A 22,156-nucleotide genomic window follows, 5' to 3' on the forward strand; every position below is an offset into this window, starting at 1 on the left:
AGATTCAGCGCCAGACCGCCTGGGGGATTGGGCCATCGGCCCCACCCCATTCTGACCGCTGGGCAGACCAGGGCCAGCAACCCAGCCAGGCCCGGCAGATCTTGACCAGGCGTTCCACCCCGGCCCATGACCCAGACCCTGACCCTTTCATCCCTGCCCTTGTTTCCCCTGGCATCGGTGCTGTTCCCCGACGGGGTGCTGGCCTTGCGCGTGTTTGAGGTGCGTTACCTCGACATGGTGCGCAAATGCCACCAGACGGGCGCCCCATTTGGCGTGGTGTCCTTAACCCAAGGCAGCGAAGTGCGCCGGGCTGGGGCCCCGGATGAGCAATTTCACGACGTGGGCACACTGGCGGTCATTGAGCAACTCGCAAGCCCCCAGCCAGGGTTGATCACCCTGGTGTGCAAAGGCGCGGAGCGGTTTCGGATCACCCAGCGCAACCACCTGGTTCACGGCCTGTGGATTGCCAGCGTGTCGCAACTGGACAGGGATTTGTCCATCCCCATCCCTGAAGACCTGAAAAAAACTGCCACGGCCCTGACCCAGGTTTTGCACACCCTGCATGCGCGTGATGCGCTGAACCCCGCAGCCGCCCTGCCCACCCCGGAACAACTCGACGACTGTGGCTGGGTGGCCAACCGCTGGTGTGAACTGCTGCCCGTGCCCATGGAGTTGAAGCAGCGGCTGATGGAACTGGACAACCCGCTGGTACGGCTGGAGCTGGTGGGCGATGTGCTGGAGCGCACAGGAATTGCACAGTGACCGCACGCAGGGCAACGGCCTTGCCCGCAGCCCCGGCGCCATGAAAGTGCTTCAGGTCATCACCAAAGGAGAGGTGGGAGGCGCCCAAAGCCACGTACTGACGCTGTGCCGCGAATTGCGTGACCGACAAGGCATCGACGTGCAGGTGGCCATCGGCGGTGACGACGGCCTGCAGACCCCTCTGGCGTGCGCGCTGAACGCTGCGGGCATTCGGGTGCATTCCATTCCTTCACTGGGCAACACTGCAGGCGTCGCTGGCTTGGCGCAAGCCGTAGGGCGCCTTCAAGACATCGTGCGAGAGCAGTCTCCAGACCTTGTGCACGCCCACAGCGCGATGGCGGGTGTGGCGGCACGACTGGCGGGAGCGCGAACCCGCAAGCCGGTGATTTACACCGTGCACGGATTTGCGTTCAAGGCAGGAACCCCCTGGAAGCGGCGCGTGGCCGCGTTTGCCGTCGAATGGCTGCTCGCCCCCCTGGCACGGCGCATGGTGTGTGTGTCAGAACACGAGCGCAGGCTGGCACGCGCACTGCCACTTCCATCCAGGCGGGTGGTGGTCGTTCACAACGGTATTGAAGAGGTGCCCGCATCCACACACCTCACCACCGAGCTGGCGGCCGCCCCACCCCGCATCGCCATGGTGGCACGCATGGCCCCACCAAAGCGCCCAGACCTGCTACTGCAAGCGCTCGCACATTTGCGTGATGATTTGGGGTGTGAGGTGCCAGCCACGTTTTTTGGCGGAGGCCCTCAACTTGCCAGCCACCAGGCCATGGCCAGGCAGCTGGGACTGCAATCCGTTGTGTTCGCCGGAGATGTGGACGATATTTCTGCACAGCTGATGAAGCACAGCATTTTTGTGCTGACCTCGGACCACGAAGGCTTACCCATTTCCGTGATCGAGGCGATGCGCGGCGGGCTGGCCATCGTGGCCAGCGACCTGCCCGGCATGCGCGAGTTGTTGCCAGATGCCACCCAAGCCCGCCTGGTTCCCAATGACGCAACAGCATTGGCACTGGCCCTGCGACAACTGGTAGAGTCGCCCGCGCTACGCACCAGCCTTGGCCGCGCAGCAAGACAACGCTACGAGCAGCACTACACCGCACAACGCATGGGCATGGAGGTGATGGCAACCTACCAAAGCGCCCTCTCCCCTTCTCCAAGCCATCCATGAAGAGCACCTCTCACAGCCCCCTCGACTCTTCCACAGCACACCGCCAAAGTGCCGTGCTGCGCTGGGCGTTGAAAGGCATCTTGGTGCTGCTATTGAGCTACGCCATCGGATGGGTGCTGGAGCAATACCAGTGGGCAACGTACCAGTTCCCTCAGACGGTCTTGTGGTGCAGCGTGCCTTACACCATCACCGCTTACTGGCTGTACAACGGAGCGTACCTGCCCCAGTTCGAAGAACGGCGCTTTCTTCTGGTGGCCACAGCGGCACCGTACCTGGCGGCCCCGCTGGGGTTTGCACTGCTGCAACAACCCTATTCGCGCGGCGCTGTGCTGCTGGTCTACCTGCTGTCTGCCGCCTGGTTTACTTTGGGGCACTGGCGTGAGCGAGGGCGCTATGCGCTGTCACTCGCCTATCTGGATTCCTCTGTACCCATGCGGCTGAAAGAACTGCTGGGAGATGCCTCGGAACTCAGCCAGCAAGACATCAAGCTGCAGCCCTTGGCCATTCCAGCCGCATCGGGTGCAGCCCCCCAAGTCACGGACGACACATCTGCCCTGGCTGGCGTGGTCATCGACCCGCAAGCGCCCACCGACGCGGTTCGCGAACGCTTGATCAGCGACTTGCGCCTGCAGCATGTGAGGCTCTACAGCGTGGAAGCCGTGGCAGAACTGATCAGCGGCCGAAAAATGTTGTCCAACCTGCAAGCCCAGGACTTATGGGCGCTGGACGGCAATCCGGCATACGACACCGTCAAGCGCCTGACCGACATTGGCTTGACGCTGGCTGCGTTGCCCCTGTGGCTTCCGCTGTGTTTGGCAGCTGGCCTGGCCGTGAAGCTGAACACGCCAGGGCCGATGCTGTTTTCCCAAATTCGCATCGGTCGCAACGGCCGCGAGTTCCGCATCTGGAAACTGCGCAGCATGCGGCACGAAGAAGCCACCACTGCGCGATTCGCCCAACCCAACGATGACCGGGTGACTTCCGTGGGCAAAATCATCCGCAGAACCCGCCTGGACGAACTGCCTCAACTCTGGAATGTGCTCAAGGGTGAGATGAGCCTGATCGGCCCCCGACCGGAACAGGCCGAGTTTGTTCGGGTGTTTGCCCATCGGATTCCCGCCTACCCTTATCGCCATCTGGTGCGCCCCGGTTTGACGGGTTGGGCACAGGTGCAGCAGGGTTACGCGGAAGGTGAGGAGCAGACGGCAGTGAAACTGAGCTACGACCTGTATTACGTGGCCCACTATTCGCTGGCGTTGGATCTGCTGATCGCCTACAAGACCGCACGTATCCTGTTCACCGGATTTGGTGCACGGTGACGCACTCGCCCTTCCATCCCGCCCTGTGGCCCATGGTGTGATCTTTTCGATGCTGCCTCCCCACACGCACCGCCGCATTCTGCTGCTGAAGGAAAATCTCGAAACGGGAGGAGTACACACTGTTTCCGATGCGCTCGCGCACGCGCTGGAAGCGGCAGGACACCGCTGTGACACCCAGGTGATTCGCGCCACACCCCTCGCCCGCCTGTGGAAAGCTGCCAGCCAGGCTGATGTGATCATTGCCACGCACAACTTCCTGCCAGCCTATGTCGCCTGGCTTCTGGGCCAATGGCACCGAAAACCGGTGATCACCTGGTTTCATGGCCCGCTGCTGGAGGTGCTGGACACAGCCCATGCTTCCGCCGCCAAACGCCGCTGGTTACGCTGGCTGTATCGGCGGCTGCCTTGGCTGGTGTTCGTTTCCAACCATGGGCGCGATTCCTTCATGCAATTCATGGGTGGCGACGCGTCAGCACACCAGTGTCTGCAGGTCATTCCCAACCCGCACCCTGCCTGGCCCACTGCGCGCCCCGCGCCCCCACCGGCTGCGCCGCACACGGTGCGATGTGGCTATGTGGGCCGCCTGTCACCAGAAAAGCGCCCCGAGCTGCTGATCGACACGTTGACCCAGTTGCCGCAGCACTACGCGTTGCAGATCACTGGTGAGGGTTCCTTGAAAAGCACTCTGCAAATTGACGCCGCAGCCCGAGCACCGGGACGGGTTCAGTGGCAAGACTTCCAGCCCGCAACACCGGCGCTGTACCAGGCCCACCATGTGACGCTGCTGACGTCTGCCTATGAAGGCTGCCCCATGGCTGTACTGGAATCGCTGGCGGCCGGCGTGCCCTGCGTTGGTGTGCCGATCCCTGCGCTGCGCGAAATGCTGGGCAGCCACATGCCCTACGCCTTGGCGGAAGACCAAGGCGGTAGCGCACTGGCCCAGGCAGTGCTTCGCGTGATGTCCACGCCGACAGATGTTCTCCAGCGGGATATGACTCAGGTGCTTGCGCAATACACGCCCCAGCGATTTGCCAGCGCCTGGGCTCACCTCATTGAACAGGTGACTGCCTGATGCAAGTGCATTTCATCCATCCCGGTCACTCCTACCTTCCGGAGCTGGAGGCCTACGCCGCCCACTTGCGGCCGTGGGGGCATGAGGTCTGCACGCACCAAAATGCCAGCACGGTGCCCGCAGATGCGCGCGTCGTGTGGTGGATGTGCGGCCGGGTGCACGCAACGGACCACCAGCGCTTTGCCCAGGCCTTTCAGGTGCATGAATATGCCTCAGCCTCCGTCCCCCCATTCGCCTGGGCCAAGGACCAGATCAAGCGCTGGAGCCAGCCCAAGCCCGATTACCGACTCTTCCAGAACGAGTGGGTCCGACAGCGCCTGGGATTTGCCGACGATGTCCCGTGGGAATTCAGAGAGATGGGCGTCTCATCCACTTTTCTGACACCGCCCACCATCCAGGGTGCAGCAGAATTTGACATGGTGTACCTGGGCGACATGGTGCGGCTGCAGCACTTTCTCCCCGTCTTTGAAGGGCTGGAGCAGGCGGGCATGCGCACCTTGCTGATCGGAAACATGCCCGCCCTATTGCAGCGCCAGTTTCAAGCCTTCAACCACATCACCGTGACGGGCAAGGTGCCACACCATGAGGTTCCCGCCCAATTGCGACGGGCGCGCTGTGCGCTCAACCTGGTGCCCGACCGGCTTCCTTACAGTGAGCAGACCTCGACCAAGCTGCTCGAATACTGCGCCATCGGTCTGCCGGTGATCAGCACGGACTACCGCTGGGTGCGCAACTTTGCATCGTCCAACCCGGCCGCCATCGCGTATTTGCCAGCCCAGGCCAGCGTCAGCGCTTATGCAGATTTCTTTCGTAAAACGAGAGACATGGCGAGCATGCCATCCCTAGACATGGGAGGCTGGGCCTGGCCACACACCCTGGCGCGACTGAACATCTGGAAAGCCGCAGGACTGGCCCCGTGAAGCAGCCATACCGCTTTGCATCCACCTCGGTCATCATGGCTTTGGGCAGCATGGTGTCGCTGGCAGCCCAGGCCCTGGTGGGCGTGGCCATGCTGCATTTTTTTACCCCCCAGGCCGCCGGTGGTTTTGCCATCACGGCGCAGGTGGCATTTTTCTGGGTGTCCCTGTCGCTCGCGCAAGGGCCTTTGCAGTTCCTGGCAGACGCCCACCATCCTCCCCGCGCGGCGCTGCTGGCGGTTTTGCGCTCCAGCCTTTGGCGCTGGTTGGGGCTTGCGCCGCTGGTAGCGCTGGCCGTGTGGTGGTCTGCCATGGCGACCCCATTCACCGTGATGGGCTGGGCCGCCTTGCTGGCTCTGTTGCAACTCGCCTGGTACCTGGCCCAGCCCTGGACGTTGAGGACGGCATCGCCCCTGTCGGCTGCGCTGGTTCGCGCAGGCCCACCCGTGGTGGCGCTGGTGCTGACCGTGACCGCAGCACGGGCTTGGCCAGCAGAAAGCGCGCACGGTCTTTTATTGGCTGCCGCCTGCGGCTACGCGGTGGGTGCCTTGTGGCTGCGGTCAGCACGCCTTGAGGGCCGCACTACGCAGCCCCCACAGCAGCATTCCCCAGAGCCCCCCGCCGCCACCGCGCAGGCAGACCGCCGCAGCACCAGCCTGCGCCTGGCCCACACCGCGATAGACGCCATCGCAGGTACGGCATTGCTTTTGGTGTGGCAACGCTTGCACGGGCTGGCCGACGCCAGTTACCTGGCCATGCTGCTGCGATTGATGGGGTTCATCCCCGCCGTCGTTCACACCGCCTGGGCGCAGGTGCTCCTTGCCCGGGTGGAAACCGCACAGTGGCGATCACTGGCGGTGGGCCTGGGCGCCGCCGCTGCCGCAGCTTTGGCAGGATGGGTGGGCTTTTTGGTTCTGGACGCTACTTCGCTTGCCACCGCGTGGCAGGGCATGCGCCCCTACCTCTTGCCTCTGGTGCTGTGGCAAGGAAGTGCCTGTATTTCCGCTGCACTCAGCCACCGGCCATTCCAGCACGCCCGAGAGCGCCAGTACTCGTGGCTGGCCATCGCGCTGCAGGCTTTGCAACTGGTGGTGTTGGTGGCCCCGTTGTGGGCGGCTCAGGGATGGAGCGCTGAAGTCCACCTTTGGTGGCTGGCGGGCACCTCCGCCATCGGCTTGCTGGTGCTGTCTGCCTGGATGCTGGCACTGCCACGGCGCTGAGCCGCCTTTCGTGGGCTCAACCCACTCATTTTTGGCCTAAATGCGCTGGGTACGCACCTTTTCCGGCGCCCAAAGGGCCGCGAAATCAGCGCCGGGCTGCGTTAAACCTAAAATAGAAGGTTTCTCCCCACCAACCCTGGTCCCGCTCTATGTCTGACGCAGTCAACGCCGCCGCAGCCCCCTTGTCCCCCCAGGACGACAACCAACTCATCGCCGAACGCCGGGAAAAACTCCGCGCTCTGCGTGAAGCCCAGGCCCAGGGTGGAGGCGTGGCGTTCCCCAACAACTTCAAACCAGCCCACAAGGCCGCCGACCTGCACACCACCCACAGCCATGTAGAAGCCAGCGTGCTGGAGACCCACCACGTCAGCGTGAGTGTGGCAGGCCGCATGATGCTCAAGCGCGTGATGGGCAAGGCCAGCTTTGCGACCGTGCAGGACGGTTCGCTGGGTGAAACGGGTGGCCGCATCCAGCTCTACATCACGCGCGACGCAGTGGGCGAAGAGTTGTACGCTGCCTTCAAGCACTGGGATCTGGGCGACATCGTGGGCGCTGAAGGCACGCTCATGAAAACCAAGACCGGCGAGCTGTCGATCAAGGTCACAGCGCTGCGCCTGCTCACCAAGAGCCTGCGCCCCATGCCAGACAAGTTCCATGGCATTCACGACCAGGAAGTGAAGTACCGCCAGCGCTATGTGGATTTGATGACCGACGAAGCCGCCCGCAAGCGCTTTGCAGCACGCAGCAAGGCTGTGAGCGGCATTCGCGAATTCATGGTGCACCACGGCTTCCTGGAAGTGGAAACGCCCATGCTGCACCCCATTCCTGGCGGTGCCAACGCGCGGCCCTTCATCACCCACCACAACGCGCTGGAGCAGGAAATGTTCTTGCGCATCGCGCCCGAGCTGTACCTCAAGCGCCTGCTGGTGGGCGGCTTCGAGCGCGTGTTTGAGATCAACCGCAACTTCCGCAACGAAGGCATCTCGGTGCGCCACAACCCCGAGTTCACGATGATGGAGTTCTATGCAGCGTACTGGAACTACCAGGACCTGATGACCTTCACCGAAGCCCTCGTCCGCGACGCTGCGATGAAGGCCGTGGGCACCCTGCAACTGACTTACCAGGGCCGCGAGGTGGACCTGAGTCAGCCGTTTGCCCGCCTGACCATTCGCGAAGCCATCTTCCAGTACACCGAAGCCGGTGCCCATGTGGACGATGCCGAGTGGCTGATCAGCGCCCTCAAGCAGCTGGGCATGTCGGAAGCCAAGAACAAGCTCTCTACCCGCAGCCTGGCCGGTCTGCAGGTGCTGTACTTTGAAGAGACGGTGGAAGACAAGCTGTGGCAGCCCACCTTCATCATGGAGCATCCCACCGAAATCAGCCCGCTGGCGCGCGCCAACGACGCCCGCCCTGAAGTGACCGAGCGCTTTGAGCTCTACATCACCGGTCGCGAGTTCGGCAACGGCTTCAGCGAACTGAACGACGCCGAAGACCAGGCCGCACGCTTCCACGCCCAGGTGGCGGCCAAGGACGGTGGCGACGACGAAGCCATGTACTACGACCACGACTTCGTGCGCGCCCTGGAATACGGCATGCCCCCCGCCGGCGGCTGCGGCATCGGTATCGACCGCTTCATGATGCTGCTGACCGACAGCCCCAGCATCCGCGACGTGATCCTGTTCCCGGCGCTGCGCCGCGAAGGCTGACCGACCGCCCACGCAATCCATGGCGATTCCCAAACACCGCCTGCCGGAATGGGTGCAGGACTGGCTGGACGTGATCGTGCCCGGCAGCCAGATTCTGGGCATCTTGCTGGCCGCGTACCTGTTGCAGCGCCTGCTGCGGCGCCTGGTGCGCAAGGCGGCCGTGCGCTATCAGTTGCCAGGGGAACTGGTGGTGCCCATCAACGGGCTCATCCGCTGGACCATCATGGCCAGCGCACTGCTGTTGTCGCTGGAACGGCTGGGCGTTTCTGCCGCTGTGCTGTGGACGGCATTCACCGGGTTCGCCACGGTGGGCGCCGTGGCGTTCTTCGCGGCATGGAGCGTGCTGTCCAACCTGTTCTGCGCTCTGCTCATCTTCACCGCGCGACCATTCCGCATTGGTGACCATGTGGAGATTCTGGACACAGCCGAAAAGCCGGGCGCCAAAGGCCGCGTGGTGGACGTGAACCTGCTCTACACCACACTGGAAGAGTTCAACACCCCGCCCGGTAGTGCGTGGATACAGATCCCGAACGCACTGATTTTCCAGCGCGTGGTGCGGCGCTGGAGCGGAGAGCCCCCTGCCCCAACGCCCCTCACGGCGGAGCCAGAAGCCCAATCAGCGGCTACAAAGGCCACGGTCTCGCCCATGCCTTGACCCTCTCGGGTCTACACGGCGCGAGACTCCCCCATCAGGGCAAAAGGTCGAGCGCCTGCATGTAGGCAGGTTGCAGCATCAATTCATCCCAGGGCTGGGGCAGTGTTTCGGGCAGCAGCGCCAGGCGGCGCGATTCGCTGTCCACGTTCGGGTGCCAGCGGCCTTTTGCCAGCGCGGCGGCCAGCCCATCGATCAGCTCGTCCACCGCTTTGCCTTCGCCCAGGCTCTGGTTGCACAGCAGCACCAGATCGCAGCCTGCCTCCAGCGCGGCCAACGCCGCGTCGGTGTAGCTCACCACCTGGCCGTCAATGCGCCGCGCGCCTTCCATGCTCAGGTCGTCGCTGAAGATCGCGCCATCAAAGCGCATCTGGCAGCGCAGGATGTCTTGCAGCCAGCGCTGCGAAAAGCCTGCTGGGCGGCTGTCTACCTTGGGGTAGATGACGTGGGCGGGCATCACGCTGGTGAGCGTGGTGCTGAGCCAGGGGTACGGCGCCGCGTCGTCGGCCAGGATGGCTTTGAGGCTGCGCTTGTCCACCGGCACTTCGGTGTGCGAATCGGCCTTGACGAAACCGTGGCCTGGAAAGTGTTTGCCGCAGTTGGCCATGCCCGCTTGCAACAGGCCGTGCATCAGGCTCTTGGCCAGCAGGGCCACCACGCGCGGGTCGCGGTGAAAGGCGCGGTCGCCAATCACGCCACTTTCGCCCCAATCCAAATCAAGCACAGGGGTGAAGCTGAAATCCACCCCGCACGCACGCAGCTCGCTGCCCAGCACATAGCCTGCTGCGGTGGCCGCATTGGTGGCGCGCAATGCACCGCTACCGGGCACGGCTTTGGAGCCCTTGCCGTCATCCATCCACATCTCGCCCAGCGCGCGCATGGGCGGTAGATGGGTGAAGCCATCGGTGCGAAAACGCTGCACGCGGCCGCCTTCGTGGTCCACGCAGATCAGCAGGTCGTCACGCACCGCCTTGATGCTGCTGGTGAGCTGCAGCAACTGGGCGCGGTCCACCCAGTTGCGGGCAAACAGGATGATGCCGCCCACCAGTGGGTGGACCAGGCGGCGGCGGTCGGTGGCGGTGAGTTCGGTGCCAGCGATGTCAATGATGAGGGGGGCGTGTTCGGTCATGGAAGATCGGAGGGGATAAATTGCTATCAAATCAAGAGCTGCTTGCGCTTATGGGGTAAGCGCTGGAGGCTGATTTGCCTCCAAACGCTCCACCACGCAGAAGCTGGCGGCGTAGTCGGTTTCGTCGGTCACGCTCAGGTGGGCGCGCAGGCTGCGTTCTTCAAACCAGGCTTTCAGGGCCCCGTGCAGCACGATGACGGGCTGGCCACTGGGCAGCTTGGCTACCTCACAGTGCCGCCAGGTCATGGGCATGCGCATGCCCAGCCCTACGGCCTTGCTGAAGGCCTCTTTGGCAGAGAAGCGAGTGGCCAGGTAGCGCAGGCCGCGGTCGGGCCAGCGCTCGGTGCGCTCGCGCCACACGGCCAGCTCACCCGCGGCCAGCACCTTTTCGGCAAAGCGGTCGCCGTGTCGCTCCAGGCTTTCGCGGATGCGGCGCACATCGCAGATGTCGGTGCCAATGCCGTAGATCATGGTTATGAGGGAAATATGCCCCTAGCGCTTGATGGATCAGCGCAAGCAGCTATCAAATCAGGAGTTACCGATTGCCTGCAAAGCCTGCATCGATGCACGCCTGGTAGGCCTGCACCGTGGCGGCATAGCCCAGTTCCAGCGCGTCGGCAATCAGCGCGTGGCCGATGGAGACTTCGAGCACACCGGGCACCTCGCGCACAAAGGCGGCCAGGTTGTCGCGGTTCAGGTCATGCCCAGCGTTCACGCCCAAGCCTGCATCCAGCGCAGCCTGAGCGGCTGCAGCGTAGCGGGCCAGTTGTTCGGCCTGCTGGGGCGTGCCCCAGGCAGCGGCGTACGGCTCGGTGTACAGCTCCACGCGGTCAGCGCCCACAGCCTTGGCCGCGGCCATCTGCTCGGGCACGGGGTCCATAAACAGGCTCACGCGCACGCCCAGGGCCTTGCACTCGGCCACCAGCGGGGCCAGGCGCTCGGTGTCTTGCGGAAAGCTCCAGCCATGGTCGCTGGTGAACTGGTCTTCGCTGTCGGGCACAAACGTCGCCTGGTGAGGACGAACCGTGCGGATGAACTCCATCAGGTTCTGCGAGGGGTTGCCCTCGATGTTGAATTCACGGCCGGGCCAAGCCTTCATCAGTTCGGCCAGCTCGTACACATCGTGCGCGCGGATGTGGCGTTCATCAGGCCGGGGGTGCACGGTAATGCCCTGCGCACCGGCCTGCAGGCACAGGGTGGCGGCGCGGGTCACGCTGGGAATGCCCAGGTGGCGCGTGTTGCGTACCAGGGCGACCTTGTTGACGTTGACGGACAGGGCGGTACGGGAATGGAGTCGGGTGGTCATAGGCTTTGCAAGTCCATCATGAGCTGGCGGGTGCGCAGCACCGGGCTGCCGCAATGGTATTGCAGCACTGCCCGCAACTGGGGTTTGAGTTCGGCTGCCACAGGGGCGCAGGCACGCAGCGTGGCGGTGTAGCTGGCGGCTTCGTCCAGCGCCTTTTGCAGCGCACGCCATTGGCTGCCCGACAGGCTGGCACGGTCGGCCTGCGAGGCCATGCGCAAACCACCTTCAGCCACCAGCGTGTAGCGGCCCTCGGGGCGCAGATTGGCCAGCGTGGCGGTTTCGGCATCCAGCGTGGGCAGCAGGCCCAGGTCGCGCAGCAATAGCAGTTCAAAGCTGCGCAGCACGGGCTCCAGGGCATCGCCATGCTCGCTGGCCAGCACGCGCACCACGCCCGCATACACTTCAAACAGGCCCGTGTGCGCATCGGCGCGGGCCAGCAGGCGCAGTAGCAGTTCGTTGAGGTACAGGCCCGACAGCAGCGCGTCGCCCGTGGGCATCACATGCCCGCCCACCCACTCGGCGCCTTTGAGGGTGTGGATATCGCCCTCCCCATCGCCCGCCAGGGTGTAGGTGAGCAGCAGCGGCTGCAGGGGCAGCAGCACGGGCCTGAAGTTGGAACTGGGTTTTTTTGCCCCCTTGGCCACCAACGCTACACGGCCCTGGCGGCGGCAAAACACCTCCAGGATCAGACTGGACTCGCTCCAGTCGTAGCTGTGCAGCACGTAGGCGGGTTCGTCGGAGATGCGACGTACGGGCATGGAAGCGCGTTACACCCGCCCGTCAGAAGGCCGCGGAGCAGGCCATGCCAGCAGACGCCGTGGAGCGGGCTGGGCCCGGCCACAGGCGTCGTCCCCCTTCCCGCAGCGCGCAGCGTTGCGAGAGAAGGGGGAAGCGGCACAGCCGCTCAGGGGGTTGGGCCTTATTCATAGCCGAAGGAGCGCACACGGGCTTCGTCGTCGGCCCAGCCAGAGCGCACCTTCACCCACACTTCGAGGAAGACCTTGGCATCCAGCAGCTTTTCCAGCTCTTGCCGCGCATCGGTGCTGATGCGCTTGAGGCGCTCGCCCTTTTCGCCAATCACCATGGCCTTGTGGCCATCGCGCTCCACCACGATGGTGGCGGCCACGCGCACAAAGCGCTTGTGGGTCTTGCTGGGCTCTTCGTCAAACTTGTCGATGACGACGGTGGAGGTGTAGGGCAATTCGTCGCCGGTGAAGCGGAACAGCTTTTCACGCACGGTTTCACCGGCCAGGAATTTCTCGCTGCGGTCGGTCAACTCGTCCTCCGAGTACCACCAGGGCTGCTCGGGCAGGTATTTTTCGCAGATGCCAAACAGGCGCTCGATATCGCCCTTGTTCTTGGCCGACATGGGTACGAATTCGGCAAACGGGTGGCGCTCCTGCATGCTCTTGAGCCAGGGGGCCAGCTCGGCACGGCGGTTGACCATGTCGAGCTTGTTGGCCACCAGCAGCGTGGGAATGCCGGGTTTGAACAGCGACAGCACCTTGGCATCGGCCAGGGTGAAGCTGCCTGCTTCCACCACGAACAGGATCAGGTCCACATCACCAATAGCGCCCATCACGGTCTTGTTGAGCGACTTGTTCAGTGCGGTGCTGTGCTTGGTCTGGAAACCAGGCGTATCCACAAACACAAACTGCGTGGCTCCCAGCGTGCGGATGCCGGTGATGCGGTGGCGCGTGGTCTGCGCCTTGCGCGAGGTGATGCTGATCTTCTGGCCCACCAGTGCATTCATCAGCGTGGACTTGCCCACGTTGGGCTTGCCCACGATGGCGATCACGCCGCAGCGCTGGCCGTCAACCGGCACCGAGGGGTTGGCACCTGCTGCTTTGACCGCACCTGCCGTGCGTGCTGCAGCCAGCATGGCATCCAGATCATTTTGGCCTTGAGCGCTTGCTGAATCAGCGCTACCAGCTACATTTTTGGTAGCATCATTCATAGTTTTTTCGCTTTCAGTGTGGCCAGCATGGCAGCAGCGGCGGCCTGTTCACCCGCCCTGCGGGACCCACCGATGCCACGCTCGGTCAGCCCCAGTTCGGCAATGTCGCATTCCACGTCAAAAGTCTGGCGGTGGGCTTCGCCCACGGTGCCCACCACGCGGTACTGCGGCAGCTTCATTTTGCGGCCCTGCAACCATTCCTGCAAAGCCGTCTTGGGATCCTTGGCCACAGCCTGCATGTGGGGGTTGATCTCCACTTCCTGGAACAGCCGGTGCACCAGCGCCTCAGCCTGTTCGTAACCGGCATCGAGGTACACAGCGCCGATCAAGGCTTCCAGGGCATCGGCCAGGATGGACGGACGCTGCTGCCCCCCGGACTTGGACTCACCCTCGCCCAAGCGCAAAACTTCCGACACCTTCAAACGCAGCGCCAGCTGGTGCAAGGTGTCTTGCTTGACCAGATTGGCCCGCACGCGTGACAAATCACCCTCTGGCAACTGCGCCAGCCGCTCGTACAGCAGACTGGCCACCGCCAGGTTCAACACAGAATCCCCCAGGAATTCCAGCCGCTCGTTGTGGTCGGCTGAAAAACTGCGGTGGGTCACAGCCCGCTGCAAGAGAGCGGGATTCGAAAAGACATGCTGCAGACGGGTTTGCAGCGAAGAGAGACTGGGATGCACTAATTAATTGGTCTGGTATTGGAAACGGTAAACAAGGAAGGCTGGCCCTGCCAATTCAATCTCGCGAGAGTACTTCAGACTCACAATGGTTTTATCTCCGCGTTTGGTGATCTCCAGGTCCTTGCCAGAAATGGAACTGATGTTGTCGATAGCACCTGCGCGATCAAAAGCCGCTTGAATTTCACCCACGGTAGAGCCATCTTTGGAAGCCTTCAGCGCCGCCTTGCGAATGGCCTGGTATTCCAGAAAGATCGGAATCGATTGCCCGCCAATGGCAAAGGTAGCCACCGCCAGAAAACCAACAAAAATCAAGCTGATAAACGACAGGCCACGCTGCCGCGAGCGAAATGTTGTGCGTTGCAACTTCATGGTTCGCACCCTCCTGTTTTATAGATTGCTACTGGCCATTCAGTTGAATGGCCCAATGCGTTTGAAATCGCCAAAGTTCATCCAGACAAAGAAAGCCTTGCCCACGATATTCCCTTCGGGCACAAAGCCCCAGTAACGAGAATCGAGGGAATTGTCCCGGTTATCGCCCATCATGAAATAGTGGCCTTCGGGCACTTTGCAAACGACCCCTTCGACACTGTAGCGACAGTTTTCCCGGTAGGGAAAATTGGTCACGCCCTGGACAAATGCGGGGGCGTCAGCGTTGTTCAGCAGCCGGTGGGAATGCTCACCCAGGGTTTCTTCAAATTGCTTGAAGTACCGCATACTTTCTTGTTCCAGAAAGTCGGGCTGCGCAGAGATTGGCACCGGCTTGCCATTGATGATGAGGCGCTTGTTCAGGTACGCCACTTCATCCCCCGGCACACCCACCACCCGCTTGATGTAGTCCAGGCTCGGCTGTGGTGGGTAGCGAAACACCAACACATCCCCGCGCGCAGGCTTGTTGCCTTCGATGATTTTGGTGTGGATGACGGGCAGGCGCACACCATAGGTGAACTTGTTCACCAGGATCAAGTCACCGACACGCAGCGTCGGAACCATCGAACCCGAAGGAATCTTGAAGGGCTCAAAGAGGAACGAGCGCAGCACAAACACGGCCGCAATCACGGGGAAGAGGCCCGCCGTCCAATCCAGCCACCAGGGCTGCATAAGTATGCGGCTTTTGGCTTCCTGGGCATCCACATCCACTTTTTGGATGCCCATGCGGTCCAGTTCGGCACGCCGCTGGACAGCGGCGTCTTCCAGTGCCTGGGCAGCTTTGCGCCGCTGCGGCAGGAAGTAAAAACGCTCACCCAGCCAATAAACCCCAGTCACCACGGTGGCAAGGAACAGCAGGAGTGCGAAATTGCCCTCCAGAGCACCAAAGTACCAGGCACCGATGTACCCGGCAAACGCCGCCAGCAGCAACGACGTGATCACTTGCATGAACTGCATCAATCTTCCACCTGCAAAATCGCAAGAAACGCTTCTTGCGGCACTTCCACCGAGCCAATCTGCTTCATCCGCTTCTTGCCGGCCTTCTGCTTTTCGAGCAGCTTGCGTTTGCGGGTGATGTCACCGCCGTAGCACTTGGCGAGCACGTTTTTGCGCAGCGCCTTGATGGTCTCACGCGCAATGATGTTGGCACCAATCGCAGCCTGAATCGCCACGTCGAACATCTGGCGAGAGATGATCTCGCGCATCTTCGCCGCCACGGCACGCCCGCGGTAGGCAGCCTGGGTGCGGTGAACGATGATGGAGAGCGCGTCCACCTTTTCGCCGTTGAGCAGGATGTCCACCTTCACCACGTCCGAGGCGCGGTATTCCTTGAACTCATAGTCCATGGAGGCATAGCCACGCGATACAGATTTGAGCTTGTCAAAGAAGTCGAGAACGATTTCGCCCAGGGGCAACTCGTAAGTGAGCATCACCTGGCGACCGTGGTAGGCCATATTGATCTGCACGCCCCGCTTCTGGTTGGCCAGTGTCATCACTGGGCCCACATAGTCCTGGGGCATGTACAGGTGAACGGTGACGATGGGCTCGCGAATCTCCTGCATCTTGCCCTGATCGGGCATCTTGGAGGGGTTCTCCACCATGATGACTTCGCCATCGCCCTTGACCACTTCATACACCACGCTCGGCGCGGTGGTGATCAGGTCCTGGTCAAACTCCCGCTCCAGGCGCTCCTGCACGATCTCCATGTGCAGCAGACCCAGGAAGCCGCAGCGGAAGCCAAAGCCCAGCGCTTGAGACACCTCCGGCTCGTAATGCAGCGCTGCATCGTTGAGCTTGAGTTTTTCCAGTGCATCACGCAATGAGTCGTATTGATTTGCCTCTGTGGGGTACAGGCCTGCAAACACCTGGGGTTGTATTTCCTTGAAGCCAGGCAACGGCTCACTGGCAGGGCCGAGATTGTTGGGCAGCTTCTTTTCCAGGGTGATGGTGTCGCCCACCTTGGCAGCCTGCAACTCCTTGATGCCTGCAATGATGTAACCCACCTCGCCCGCTTCCAGCGATTCGCGTGGCAGGTTGGCCGGTGTAAAAACACCCAGGTTATCGGCGTTGTAAGTGGCGTTGGTTGCCATCATCTTGAACCGCTCGCCCTTGGCCAGGCGCCCATCCACGACACGCACCAGCATCACCACACCCACGTAGGTGTCGAACCAGCTGTCAATGATCATCGCTCGCAGCGGCGCTTCGGGATTGCCCTTGGGCGCCGGCACCTTGGCCACGATCAGTTCAAGGATGTCGTCAATACCCATGCCGGTTTTGGCTGAGCAAGGAATCGCATCAGCAGCATCGATGCCGATCACATCCTCGATCTCTGCCTTGGCGTTATCAGGATCAGCATTGGGCAGATCCATCTTGTTGAGCACGGGCAAAACCTCGACGCCCAAGTCCAGCGCGGTGTAGCAGTTGGCCACCGTCTGGGCTTCCACACCCTGGGATGCATCCACCACCAGCAATGCACCTTCGCACGCAGACAACGAGCGACTCACTTCATATGAGAAGTCCACATGCCCGGGCGTATCGATGAGGTTGAGGTTGTAGACCTGACCATCCTTGGCCTTGTATTGCAGCGCCGCTGTTTGTGCCTTGATGGTGATACCCCGCTCTTTCTCGATGTCCATCGAGTCAAGCACTTGGGCTTCCATATCGCGGTCAGCAAGGCCACCACAACGCTGGATGAGTCGGTCTGCCAATGTCGACTTACCGTGGTCGATGTGCGCAATGATGGAGAAATTTCTGATGTGATTCATCAACGAAAAGCGTCAATTAATTGAAGGAGAACGGCCCGGACAAGAAAAAAGGGCGCGTCGAATGGCGACGCGCCCTGAACCAACAATCATTGGCAACTGCGATGGCTGGATCTGCATTGTAGGCAAAAAGCCTTCGTTACAGACTCCGCACCAATGCACTCTGGGGTCGTTGCCGCAGTGCAACAGATCGCTTATGCACAACTTATTCACAGAGCAAGACTGCCTGAGTGGACAAGATGTGGTGGAACTTGGAGCTGCTGCGCACAAAACCGGCTACCCAACTCGATGATTGCAGTAGCCGGTGGTCGGTCTGTATTCTATCGAAATCGGCCGATGCATAAATTACAGGTGTGCACACACTAACTTCCAAGCCACCACAAGGCCCCGTGACCTTGCAGTGACTTGGATATCCCAGCTTCAGCGAGCTGGACGAATCAAGGCGTACTGGGCCCATTCCCCGCGGCGGAACAGCACGCTCAGGGTTTTGCTTTTATCCACCTTGCCCAACACCGCTTCAAAGTCTTTAACGCTCAGCACTTCAGAGTTCGCCAAAGCCAGAATGATGTCTCCCTCGCGCAAACCCGCGCGCGCAGCACCTTCCGACGCAGCCGTGACCACCACGCCCCCCTTGAGCTTGAGCTCACGCTTTTGCGCATCGGTCAGATCCCTCACCGCCAAGCCCACATGTTGCCCCGCATTGGATGACTTGGCGCGCTCTTCTTTGTCAGCCGTTTTCGTCGCGACCTTGTCAGGCTCAATCTCGGCGATGGTGACAGCCAGATCCTTACTTTGACCACGACGGAACACCGTCAAGCTGCTCTTGCTGCCAGGCTTGGCATTCCCTACCAACCGAGGCAGATCGGCCACCTTTTCGATGGGCTTGCCTTCAAACTTGGTGATGATGTCACCGGCCTCCACCCCTGCCTTTTCAGCGGGCGAGCCAGACTCCACCCCAGTCACCAGCGCCCCCTGGGCTTTGCCCAACCCCAGAGACTCCGCAACATCCTTGGTCACCGGGCCGATCTGCACGCCGATCCGCCCACGTGTCACGCGCCCGGCAGTCCTCAGCTGTTCGCTCACGCGCATGGCTTCGTCCATCGGAATGGCGAATGAAATTCCCATGAACCCACCTGAGCGGGAGTAGATCTGGCTATTGATCCCGACCACCTCGCCACGCATGTTGATCAGTGGTCCTCCTGAGTTTCCAGGGTTGATGGCCACATCAGTCTGGATGAACGGAAGGTAGTCCCCCGTATCACGCTGTTTGGCACTGACGATCCCTGCAGTGACGGTGTTCTCCAGACCGAAGGGCGAGCCAATCGCCATCACCCACTCACCTGCCTTGAGGCGGCTGACATCACCCACTTTGACAGCCGGCAAACCCGTAGCGTCGATTTTCACCAGCGCCACATCGGTTCGCTTATCGGAGCCCACAATTTTGGCCTTGAACTCGCGCTTGTCGGTCAGGGTGACAATCACCTCATCAGCGCCTTCCACCACGTGCGCATTGGTCATCACCAAACCATCGGGTGTAAGAATGAACCCGGATCCCACCCCTCGGGGCTGATCTTCTGGTTGTTGCTGAGGCCGCTGCTGACGAGGCATGTTCGGGATGGGAACACCAAAGCGACGAAAGAAGTCAGCCATCTCTTCGTCCATGGCTGCACCACCTGCGCGGCCCAGTGACTTCTCAGTGGTACGAATATTGACCACCGAAGGGCCAACCTGCTCCACCAAATCGGTGAAGTCAGGCAGATTTCTAACCACCGCAGTTTGCGCCAGGGCCACCGAGGGAGAGACAGCGATCCATCCCGCAATGCTGGTGAACACTCCCGCCAGAGCGACAGAACGGAGCAATTTCCAATCCAAAACGGACATCATTGGCCTTTCAAAAAAAGGTGACAGGGCGTTATACGAATGATGCTGTGAAAGGCATGAGCAGCGATTGGTTCCCTTGATGTACGCAAGTTTTCGCGTAAACCCAGGTGGCGGCGACGTTTGGCGCACCACCGTCTCGCTCAAAAAGTGAGCACCTGTATGGAACAGCCGCTGCCCCGCTCGTCAGCGCAACCTTACCCAAGCGTGAGAGAACCTGTACAGCGTTTTACGGGGCACTTCGCCGACCACGGTGAGCCAGGTATCCTCACCCACTTTGCGGCCAAGCAACTGGGTCGCCCCCATGCTCACTTCCTGCGATTGCAGGTCGGCATGCCGAACCACATCGAGCGGTTCCAGAAACAGCGAAACGGAAGCCAGCCCGTCAGAGTATGAGCACTGCAAAACACTTCGCGTATCGGCCTGAGTCGCCAAAGTGCGGCGATAACACTGCACAGGCACAAATCCTTCGACCGGCTGGCGTAGCCCCCATCCCTCAGACTGTGCAGAGGTTTTTCGCACATCGACGGACACTACTTGGAAGCCGGCAATCGCATCCATGGAGCGAGAAAGATCCTCGGCCCGCACTGGTGCATTCCAGTCGATCTCAGAAAATGCCGCCTGCTCCACCACTCGGCCATCAACCGCCAGAGTTTGCAGCTTCATCACCAAGCCCGTGGCTTGATCAGACCAGATGCGATAGCCCAGGCGCAAGTCATCCTGCGGTTTGAACCAGAGTACATCAGCCATCCGGCCCGCCACCCGCTCTGAGCCGAGCCGCTTGGCAGAGTAATACTGCGATAGCTGAGCCCCAGGCACTACGGAAGGCTGAGGAAAGACCGCCAGGGTATCTGCACGGTCGGTACGCACGGTGCGGGTGGAGCCAAAAAAGGTTCGCATCTCGCCATTGCGCCGGTACACCGTTCGCGGTGCGCCCGTCAGACTCTCTACCTTCTCAATTTGCACACCGCCATCGCAAGCCTGGGTGATGCGCGAACTGGACATGGCCCCTGAGGCAGACATCACCACGAAAGTCCCAGAGTAAGGGCTTTGACACACCGCCCCTCGCATGTGCTCGACCCATTGAGACACATCGCGGTTGGGCTGCGCAGGGGCAGATGCTCCCTCACTGGAGGCGTGGGCATGAGCTCCGATGACCACACCCGCTACCAGCACCAAGCCTCGGATGCGAGAGGCTAAGGTGGGTGAAAAACTGGCCGATGGGCGGTCTGCGACCAAACGTTTTTGCTGGCCGAATACCATGAGAAACTTATCGGGAAGGCTCTTCAAAGGTGGCATTGCGCAGGAAGCCTGCAGGCATCTGCAAAGCGGAGGTGCTGCCGAACTGCTTATGAGCCTGCAGCAACTCATCCAGACGGGGATCACGCAACATCACAGGCTGACCTGCCCCCTCGGACACTGCCAACACCTCCGTCGGTTGCGGCACCGGGGCTGCCGCAAGCTGCTTGCCCTGCCCTTGCAGAGTGCTGAGAGAGTTCCAGCCAATGGCTGCCACTGCAGCCAATGACGCGAAACCGGCGACCATCTTCCAACGAAATACGGAGGAATTGGCTGCGGGACGCTCCGTGTTGACGACAGCGCTGTGCGTTACAACCACTGCTTCTTCAGGTTTTTGCACCGGGAACCGGGGTTCTTGCGCTATTTGCTCACGCAGACGGCCGAGCAACGGGCTGGTGGCGTGGGCAGCCAGTTCAGGCGAGCGCAAGACATCACCAACCAAATGGTAAAGCTCCCAAGTAGCTTGCCCTTTGTCTGCAGCGAAAGACAGCGCCTCCGCCAACGAAGCATCGTCAAGCTCTCCGTCCATCAGCGCCGACAACTGTTCATCCTGCGTCAAATCTCTGTCCATGATTTCACCTGTCAAACAACCAGCAACCACACAAAATACGTTCTAGGGCCTGCTCACTCACGAGCACTACCACCGCTTGCCAGATTGATTCTCCAGCAAGGGGCGTACCTTCGCCGAGATTGCCTCTCGCGCCCGAAAGATGCGGGATCGTACGGTTCCGATAGGGCAATTCATGGCACTGGCGATTTCTTCGTAACTGAGGCCTTCGATTTCACGAAGAGTGACCGCCTGTCGCAAATCCTCAGGCAAAGCTTCCATGGCCGCGTTCACCACATGGGCAATCTCCTGGGCCGCCAAAACGGTTTCCGGGGTTTCCTGTGTGGTTAGTTCATGATCCACGCGGGAAGTTTCATCTTCTTCGTCACCACCGCGCAGAGCGTTCTCAGAGACGACCGGATTGCGCTTCATGTCCATCAACGCCTTTTTGGCCGTGTTGACAGCGATCCGATAAAGCCAGGTGTAGAACTGGGCATCACCCCGAAACTGGTGAAGGGCGCGATAGGCGCGAATGAAGGTTTCCTGGGCAATGTCCTGCACCAAGTCAACATCACGCACCATCCGTCCGATCAGGCGCTCAATGCGCCGTTGGTATTTGATGACCAACAGCTCATATGCTCGCTGATCGCCTGCAACTGTGCGCTCCACCAGTTGGAGATCGCTGTCAGTAGAGGAAGAAGGCGGGGTTGCAGTCATGGACACTCAGGAATCACGCCTCAGGGTTCCCGGCCTTGGGCCGGATGGAATAGGGAAGCCGGGGCGGCTGCCTGCATGGCGGGCGAATATACCGCACGCCGTAAATCACCCCAGCGCTCGGTTTGACGAGAACGCTCAAGCCAGATCCAAGAGCGGCGCAAGTCGCCATGCAGCACCATGACCCAGAGCCAAGCTTGCATATCCACCAGGACCTGAGGCGCGCGCCTCAAAGCGAGAGGCTCTTCGTCGGCGACAAAATGAATTGCCCAACCCTGACCATCCCACACCAACTCACCCGAAGGGGCACACCACCAGTACCGCAGTGCACAGAGAGAAGCTATCACCCAGGCAGCGAGTGCCAACACGCCAGTCCATTGGAGCCCTGCGCCAGCCCTTCCCTGCGCTACCGCAAAGGCAAACACACCAGCACCAGAAGCAGCCGATATCAGCAAAACCAAGATGGCAAGTACCACGCTGCGCGCGAATGAATAGCGCACCGCAGGAGCGGTATATCTGACGAAGCCTGTCATCGACAGAAAGGATAGAGCTGCAGGATTTGGGAAGCCAAAGCTAACCTGCACCGAGAAAATTCAGCGATCAAGGCTGCTATCGGGGGCACTATGTGACTTGGAA

Annotated in this window: 21 protein-coding genes; 8 read left to right on the plus strand and 13 right to left on the minus strand. The window is 61.3% G+C overall.

The features are described from left to right. Positions 1 to 126: 126 nt before the first annotated feature. The 8 genes from PQV96_RS15800 (at position 127) to PQV96_RS15835 (ending at position 8,825) form a co-directional block, all read left to right on the plus strand. On the plus strand, positions 127 to 762 hold the full coding sequence (locus PQV96_RS15800) for an LON peptidase substrate-binding domain-containing protein (protein ID WP_066694910.1): 636 nt from the start codon (positions 127 to 129) through the stop codon (positions 760 to 762). A gap of 40 nt (positions 763 to 802) precedes the next feature. Further along, positions 803 to 1,936 carry a glycosyltransferase gene (locus tag PQV96_RS15805; RefSeq protein WP_066694919.1) on the plus strand — a complete coding sequence of 378 codons (1,134 nt, stop codon included), beginning with the start codon at positions 803 to 805 and terminating at the stop codon, positions 1,934 to 1,936. Beyond that, positions 1,933 to 3,255 carry an exopolysaccharide biosynthesis polyprenyl glycosylphosphotransferase gene (locus tag PQV96_RS15810; RefSeq protein ID WP_207373476.1) on the plus strand — a complete coding sequence of 441 codons (1,323 nt, stop codon included), beginning with the start codon at positions 1,933 to 1,935 and terminating at the stop codon, positions 3,253 to 3,255. Before PQV96_RS15805 ends, PQV96_RS15810 begins: the two co-directional genes overlap by 4 nt. Positions 3,256 to 3,304: 49 nt before the next feature. Next, positions 3,305 to 4,327, plus strand: a complete 1,023-nt coding sequence (locus PQV96_RS15815; protein ID WP_273623516.1) for a glycosyltransferase family 4 protein — start codon at positions 3,305 to 3,307, stop codon at positions 4,325 to 4,327. Next, positions 4,327 to 5,247: a glycosyltransferase gene (locus PQV96_RS15820; protein ID WP_273623517.1), complete on the plus strand. Its 921-nt coding sequence runs from the start codon at positions 4,327 to 4,329 to the stop codon at positions 5,245 to 5,247. Before PQV96_RS15815 ends, PQV96_RS15820 begins: the two co-directional genes overlap by 1 nt. Further along, positions 5,244 to 6,464, plus strand: a complete 1,221-nt coding sequence (locus PQV96_RS15825) for a hypothetical protein (protein WP_273623518.1) — start codon at positions 5,244 to 5,246, stop codon at positions 6,462 to 6,464. The genes PQV96_RS15820 and PQV96_RS15825 overlap by 4 nt, the downstream gene beginning before the upstream one ends. A 149-nt stretch (positions 6,465 to 6,613) precedes the next feature. Beyond that, positions 6,614 to 8,170: a lysine--tRNA ligase gene (gene lysS, locus PQV96_RS15830; RefSeq protein WP_273623519.1), complete on the plus strand. Its 1,557-nt coding sequence runs from the start codon at positions 6,614 to 6,616 to the stop codon at positions 8,168 to 8,170. Positions 8,171 to 8,189: 19 nt separating this feature from the next. Next, on the plus strand, positions 8,190 to 8,825 hold the full coding sequence (locus PQV96_RS15835; RefSeq protein ID WP_273623520.1) for a mechanosensitive ion channel family protein: 636 nt from the start codon (positions 8,190 to 8,192) through the stop codon (positions 8,823 to 8,825). Between the two features lie 34 nt (positions 8,826 to 8,859). Here the strand turns inward: PQV96_RS15835 and nagZ are convergent, their stop codons facing one another. The 13 genes from nagZ to rpoE form a co-directional block, all read right to left on the minus strand. Then, the gene (gene nagZ / locus PQV96_RS15840; RefSeq protein ID WP_273623521.1) at positions 8,860 to 9,951 is read right to left on the minus strand and encodes a beta-N-acetylhexosaminidase; all 1,092 of its coding nucleotides are present in this window, start codon (positions 9,949 to 9,951) and stop codon (positions 8,860 to 8,862) included. Between the two features lie 48 nt (positions 9,952 to 9,999). Beyond that, a complete protein-coding gene (acpS, locus tag PQV96_RS15845) occupies positions 10,000 to 10,422 on the minus strand; it encodes a holo-ACP synthase (protein ID WP_142083602.1) in 423 nt (140 codons plus the stop codon). 64 nt (positions 10,423 to 10,486) lie between these two features. Next, the gene (locus PQV96_RS15850) at positions 10,487 to 11,257 is read right to left on the minus strand and encodes a pyridoxine 5'-phosphate synthase (RefSeq protein WP_273623523.1); all 771 of its coding nucleotides are present in this window, start codon (positions 11,255 to 11,257) and stop codon (positions 10,487 to 10,489) included. Next, complete coding sequence (recO, locus tag PQV96_RS15855) at positions 11,254 to 12,015, minus strand: DNA repair protein RecO (protein WP_273623524.1); 762 nt, start codon at positions 12,013 to 12,015, stop codon at positions 11,254 to 11,256. The genes PQV96_RS15850 and recO overlap by 4 nt, the downstream gene beginning before the upstream one ends. Before the next feature lie 161 nt (positions 12,016 to 12,176). After that, entirely contained in the window at positions 12,177 to 13,214 is a 1,038-nt protein-coding gene (era, locus tag PQV96_RS15860; protein ID WP_273623525.1) for a GTPase Era, read from the minus strand. Further along, a complete protein-coding gene (gene rnc / locus PQV96_RS15865; RefSeq protein WP_044397894.1) occupies positions 13,211 to 13,894 on the minus strand; it encodes a ribonuclease III in 684 nt (227 codons plus the stop codon). The genes era and rnc overlap by 4 nt, the downstream gene beginning before the upstream one ends. 3 nt (positions 13,895 to 13,897) lie before the next feature. After that, entirely contained in the window at positions 13,898 to 14,263 is a 366-nt protein-coding gene (locus PQV96_RS15870; RefSeq protein WP_207373467.1) for a DUF4845 domain-containing protein, read from the minus strand. A 39-nt stretch (positions 14,264 to 14,302) separates the two neighbouring features. Continuing rightward, positions 14,303 to 15,277: a signal peptidase I gene (gene lepB, locus PQV96_RS15875; protein ID WP_198846617.1), complete on the minus strand. Its 975-nt coding sequence runs from the start codon at positions 15,275 to 15,277 to the stop codon at positions 14,303 to 14,305. Further along, on the minus strand, positions 15,277 to 17,085 hold the full coding sequence (lepA, locus tag PQV96_RS15880) for a translation elongation factor 4 (protein ID WP_273623526.1): 1,809 nt from the start codon (positions 17,083 to 17,085) through the stop codon (positions 15,277 to 15,279). Before lepA ends, lepB begins: the two co-directional genes overlap by 1 nt. Before the next feature lie 417 nt (positions 17,086 to 17,502). After that, positions 17,503 to 18,963: a DegQ family serine endoprotease gene (locus PQV96_RS15885; RefSeq protein ID WP_273623527.1), complete on the minus strand. Its 1,461-nt coding sequence runs from the start codon at positions 18,961 to 18,963 to the stop codon at positions 17,503 to 17,505. 183 nt (positions 18,964 to 19,146) lie between these two features. Beyond that, a complete protein-coding gene (locus PQV96_RS15890) occupies positions 19,147 to 20,136 on the minus strand; it encodes a MucB/RseB C-terminal domain-containing protein (protein WP_337931943.1) in 990 nt (329 codons plus the stop codon). Positions 20,137 to 20,230: 94 nt separating this feature from the next. Beyond that, entirely contained in the window at positions 20,231 to 20,830 is a 600-nt protein-coding gene (locus tag PQV96_RS15895; protein ID WP_273623528.1) for a sigma-E factor negative regulatory protein, read from the minus strand. A gap of 66 nt (positions 20,831 to 20,896) precedes the next feature. Beyond that, positions 20,897 to 21,523, minus strand: a complete 627-nt coding sequence (gene rpoE, locus PQV96_RS15900) for an RNA polymerase sigma factor RpoE (RefSeq protein ID WP_044397888.1) — start codon at positions 21,521 to 21,523, stop codon at positions 20,897 to 20,899. Positions 21,524 to 22,156 lie beyond the last annotated feature (633 nt).

It is taken from the genome of Acidovorax temperans (assembly GCF_028596105.1).
Lineage (GTDB): Bacteria > Pseudomonadota > Gammaproteobacteria > Burkholderiales > Burkholderiaceae_C > Acidovorax > Acidovorax temperans.

Excerpts from the sequence above, each read along its gene's own strand:
- recO (WP_273623524.1), bottom strand. The coding sequence starts at position 12,015 with ATGCCCGTACGTCGCATCTCCGACGAACCCGCCTACGTGCTGCACAGC.
- PQV96_RS15850 (WP_273623523.1), bottom strand. The coding sequence starts at position 11,257 with ATGACCACCCGACTCCATTCCCGTACCGCCCTGTCCGTCAACGTCAAC.
- lysS (WP_273623519.1), top strand. The coding sequence starts at position 6,614 with ATGTCTGACGCAGTCAACGCCGCCGCAGCCCCCTTGTCCCCCCAGGAC.
- PQV96_RS15820 (WP_273623517.1), top strand. The coding sequence starts at position 4,327 with ATGCAAGTGCATTTCATCCATCCCGGTCACTCCTACCTTCCGGAGCTG.
- PQV96_RS15895 (WP_273623528.1), bottom strand. The coding sequence starts at position 20,830 with ATGGACAGAGATTTGACGCAGGATGAACAGTTGTCGGCGCTGATGGAC.
- PQV96_RS15835 (WP_273623520.1), top strand. The coding sequence starts at position 8,190 with ATGGCGATTCCCAAACACCGCCTGCCGGAATGGGTGCAGGACTGGCTG.
- PQV96_RS15885 (WP_273623527.1), bottom strand. The coding sequence starts at position 18,963 with ATGTCCGTTTTGGATTGGAAATTGCTCCGTTCTGTCGCTCTGGCGGGA.
- lepA (WP_273623526.1), bottom strand. The coding sequence starts at position 17,085 with ATGAATCACATCAGAAATTTCTCCATCATTGCGCACATCGACCACGGT.
- nagZ (WP_273623521.1), bottom strand. The coding sequence starts at position 9,951 with ATGACCGAACACGCCCCCCTCATCATTGACATCGCTGGCACCGAACTC.
- rpoE (WP_044397888.1), bottom strand. The coding sequence starts at position 21,523 with ATGACTGCAACCCCGCCTTCTTCCTCTACTGACAGCGATCTCCAACTG.
- PQV96_RS15810 (WP_207373476.1), top strand. The coding sequence starts at position 1,933 with ATGAAGAGCACCTCTCACAGCCCCCTCGACTCTTCCACAGCACACCGC.
- PQV96_RS15805 (WP_066694919.1), top strand. The coding sequence starts at position 803 with ATGAAAGTGCTTCAGGTCATCACCAAAGGAGAGGTGGGAGGCGCCCAA.
- PQV96_RS15800 (WP_066694910.1), top strand. The coding sequence starts at position 127 with ATGACCCAGACCCTGACCCTTTCATCCCTGCCCTTGTTTCCCCTGGCA.
- PQV96_RS15870 (WP_207373467.1), bottom strand. The coding sequence starts at position 14,263 with ATGAAGTTGCAACGCACAACATTTCGCTCGCGGCAGCGTGGCCTGTCG.
- acpS (WP_142083602.1), bottom strand. The coding sequence starts at position 10,422 with ATGATCTACGGCATTGGCACCGACATCTGCGATGTGCGCCGCATCCGC.
- PQV96_RS15815 (WP_273623516.1), top strand. The coding sequence starts at position 3,305 with ATGCTGCCTCCCCACACGCACCGCCGCATTCTGCTGCTGAAGGAAAAT.
- era (WP_273623525.1), bottom strand. The coding sequence starts at position 13,214 with ATGAATGATGCTACCAAAAATGTAGCTGGTAGCGCTGATTCAGCAAGC.
- lepB (WP_198846617.1), bottom strand. The coding sequence starts at position 15,277 with ATGCAGTTCATGCAAGTGATCACGTCGTTGCTGCTGGCGGCGTTTGCC.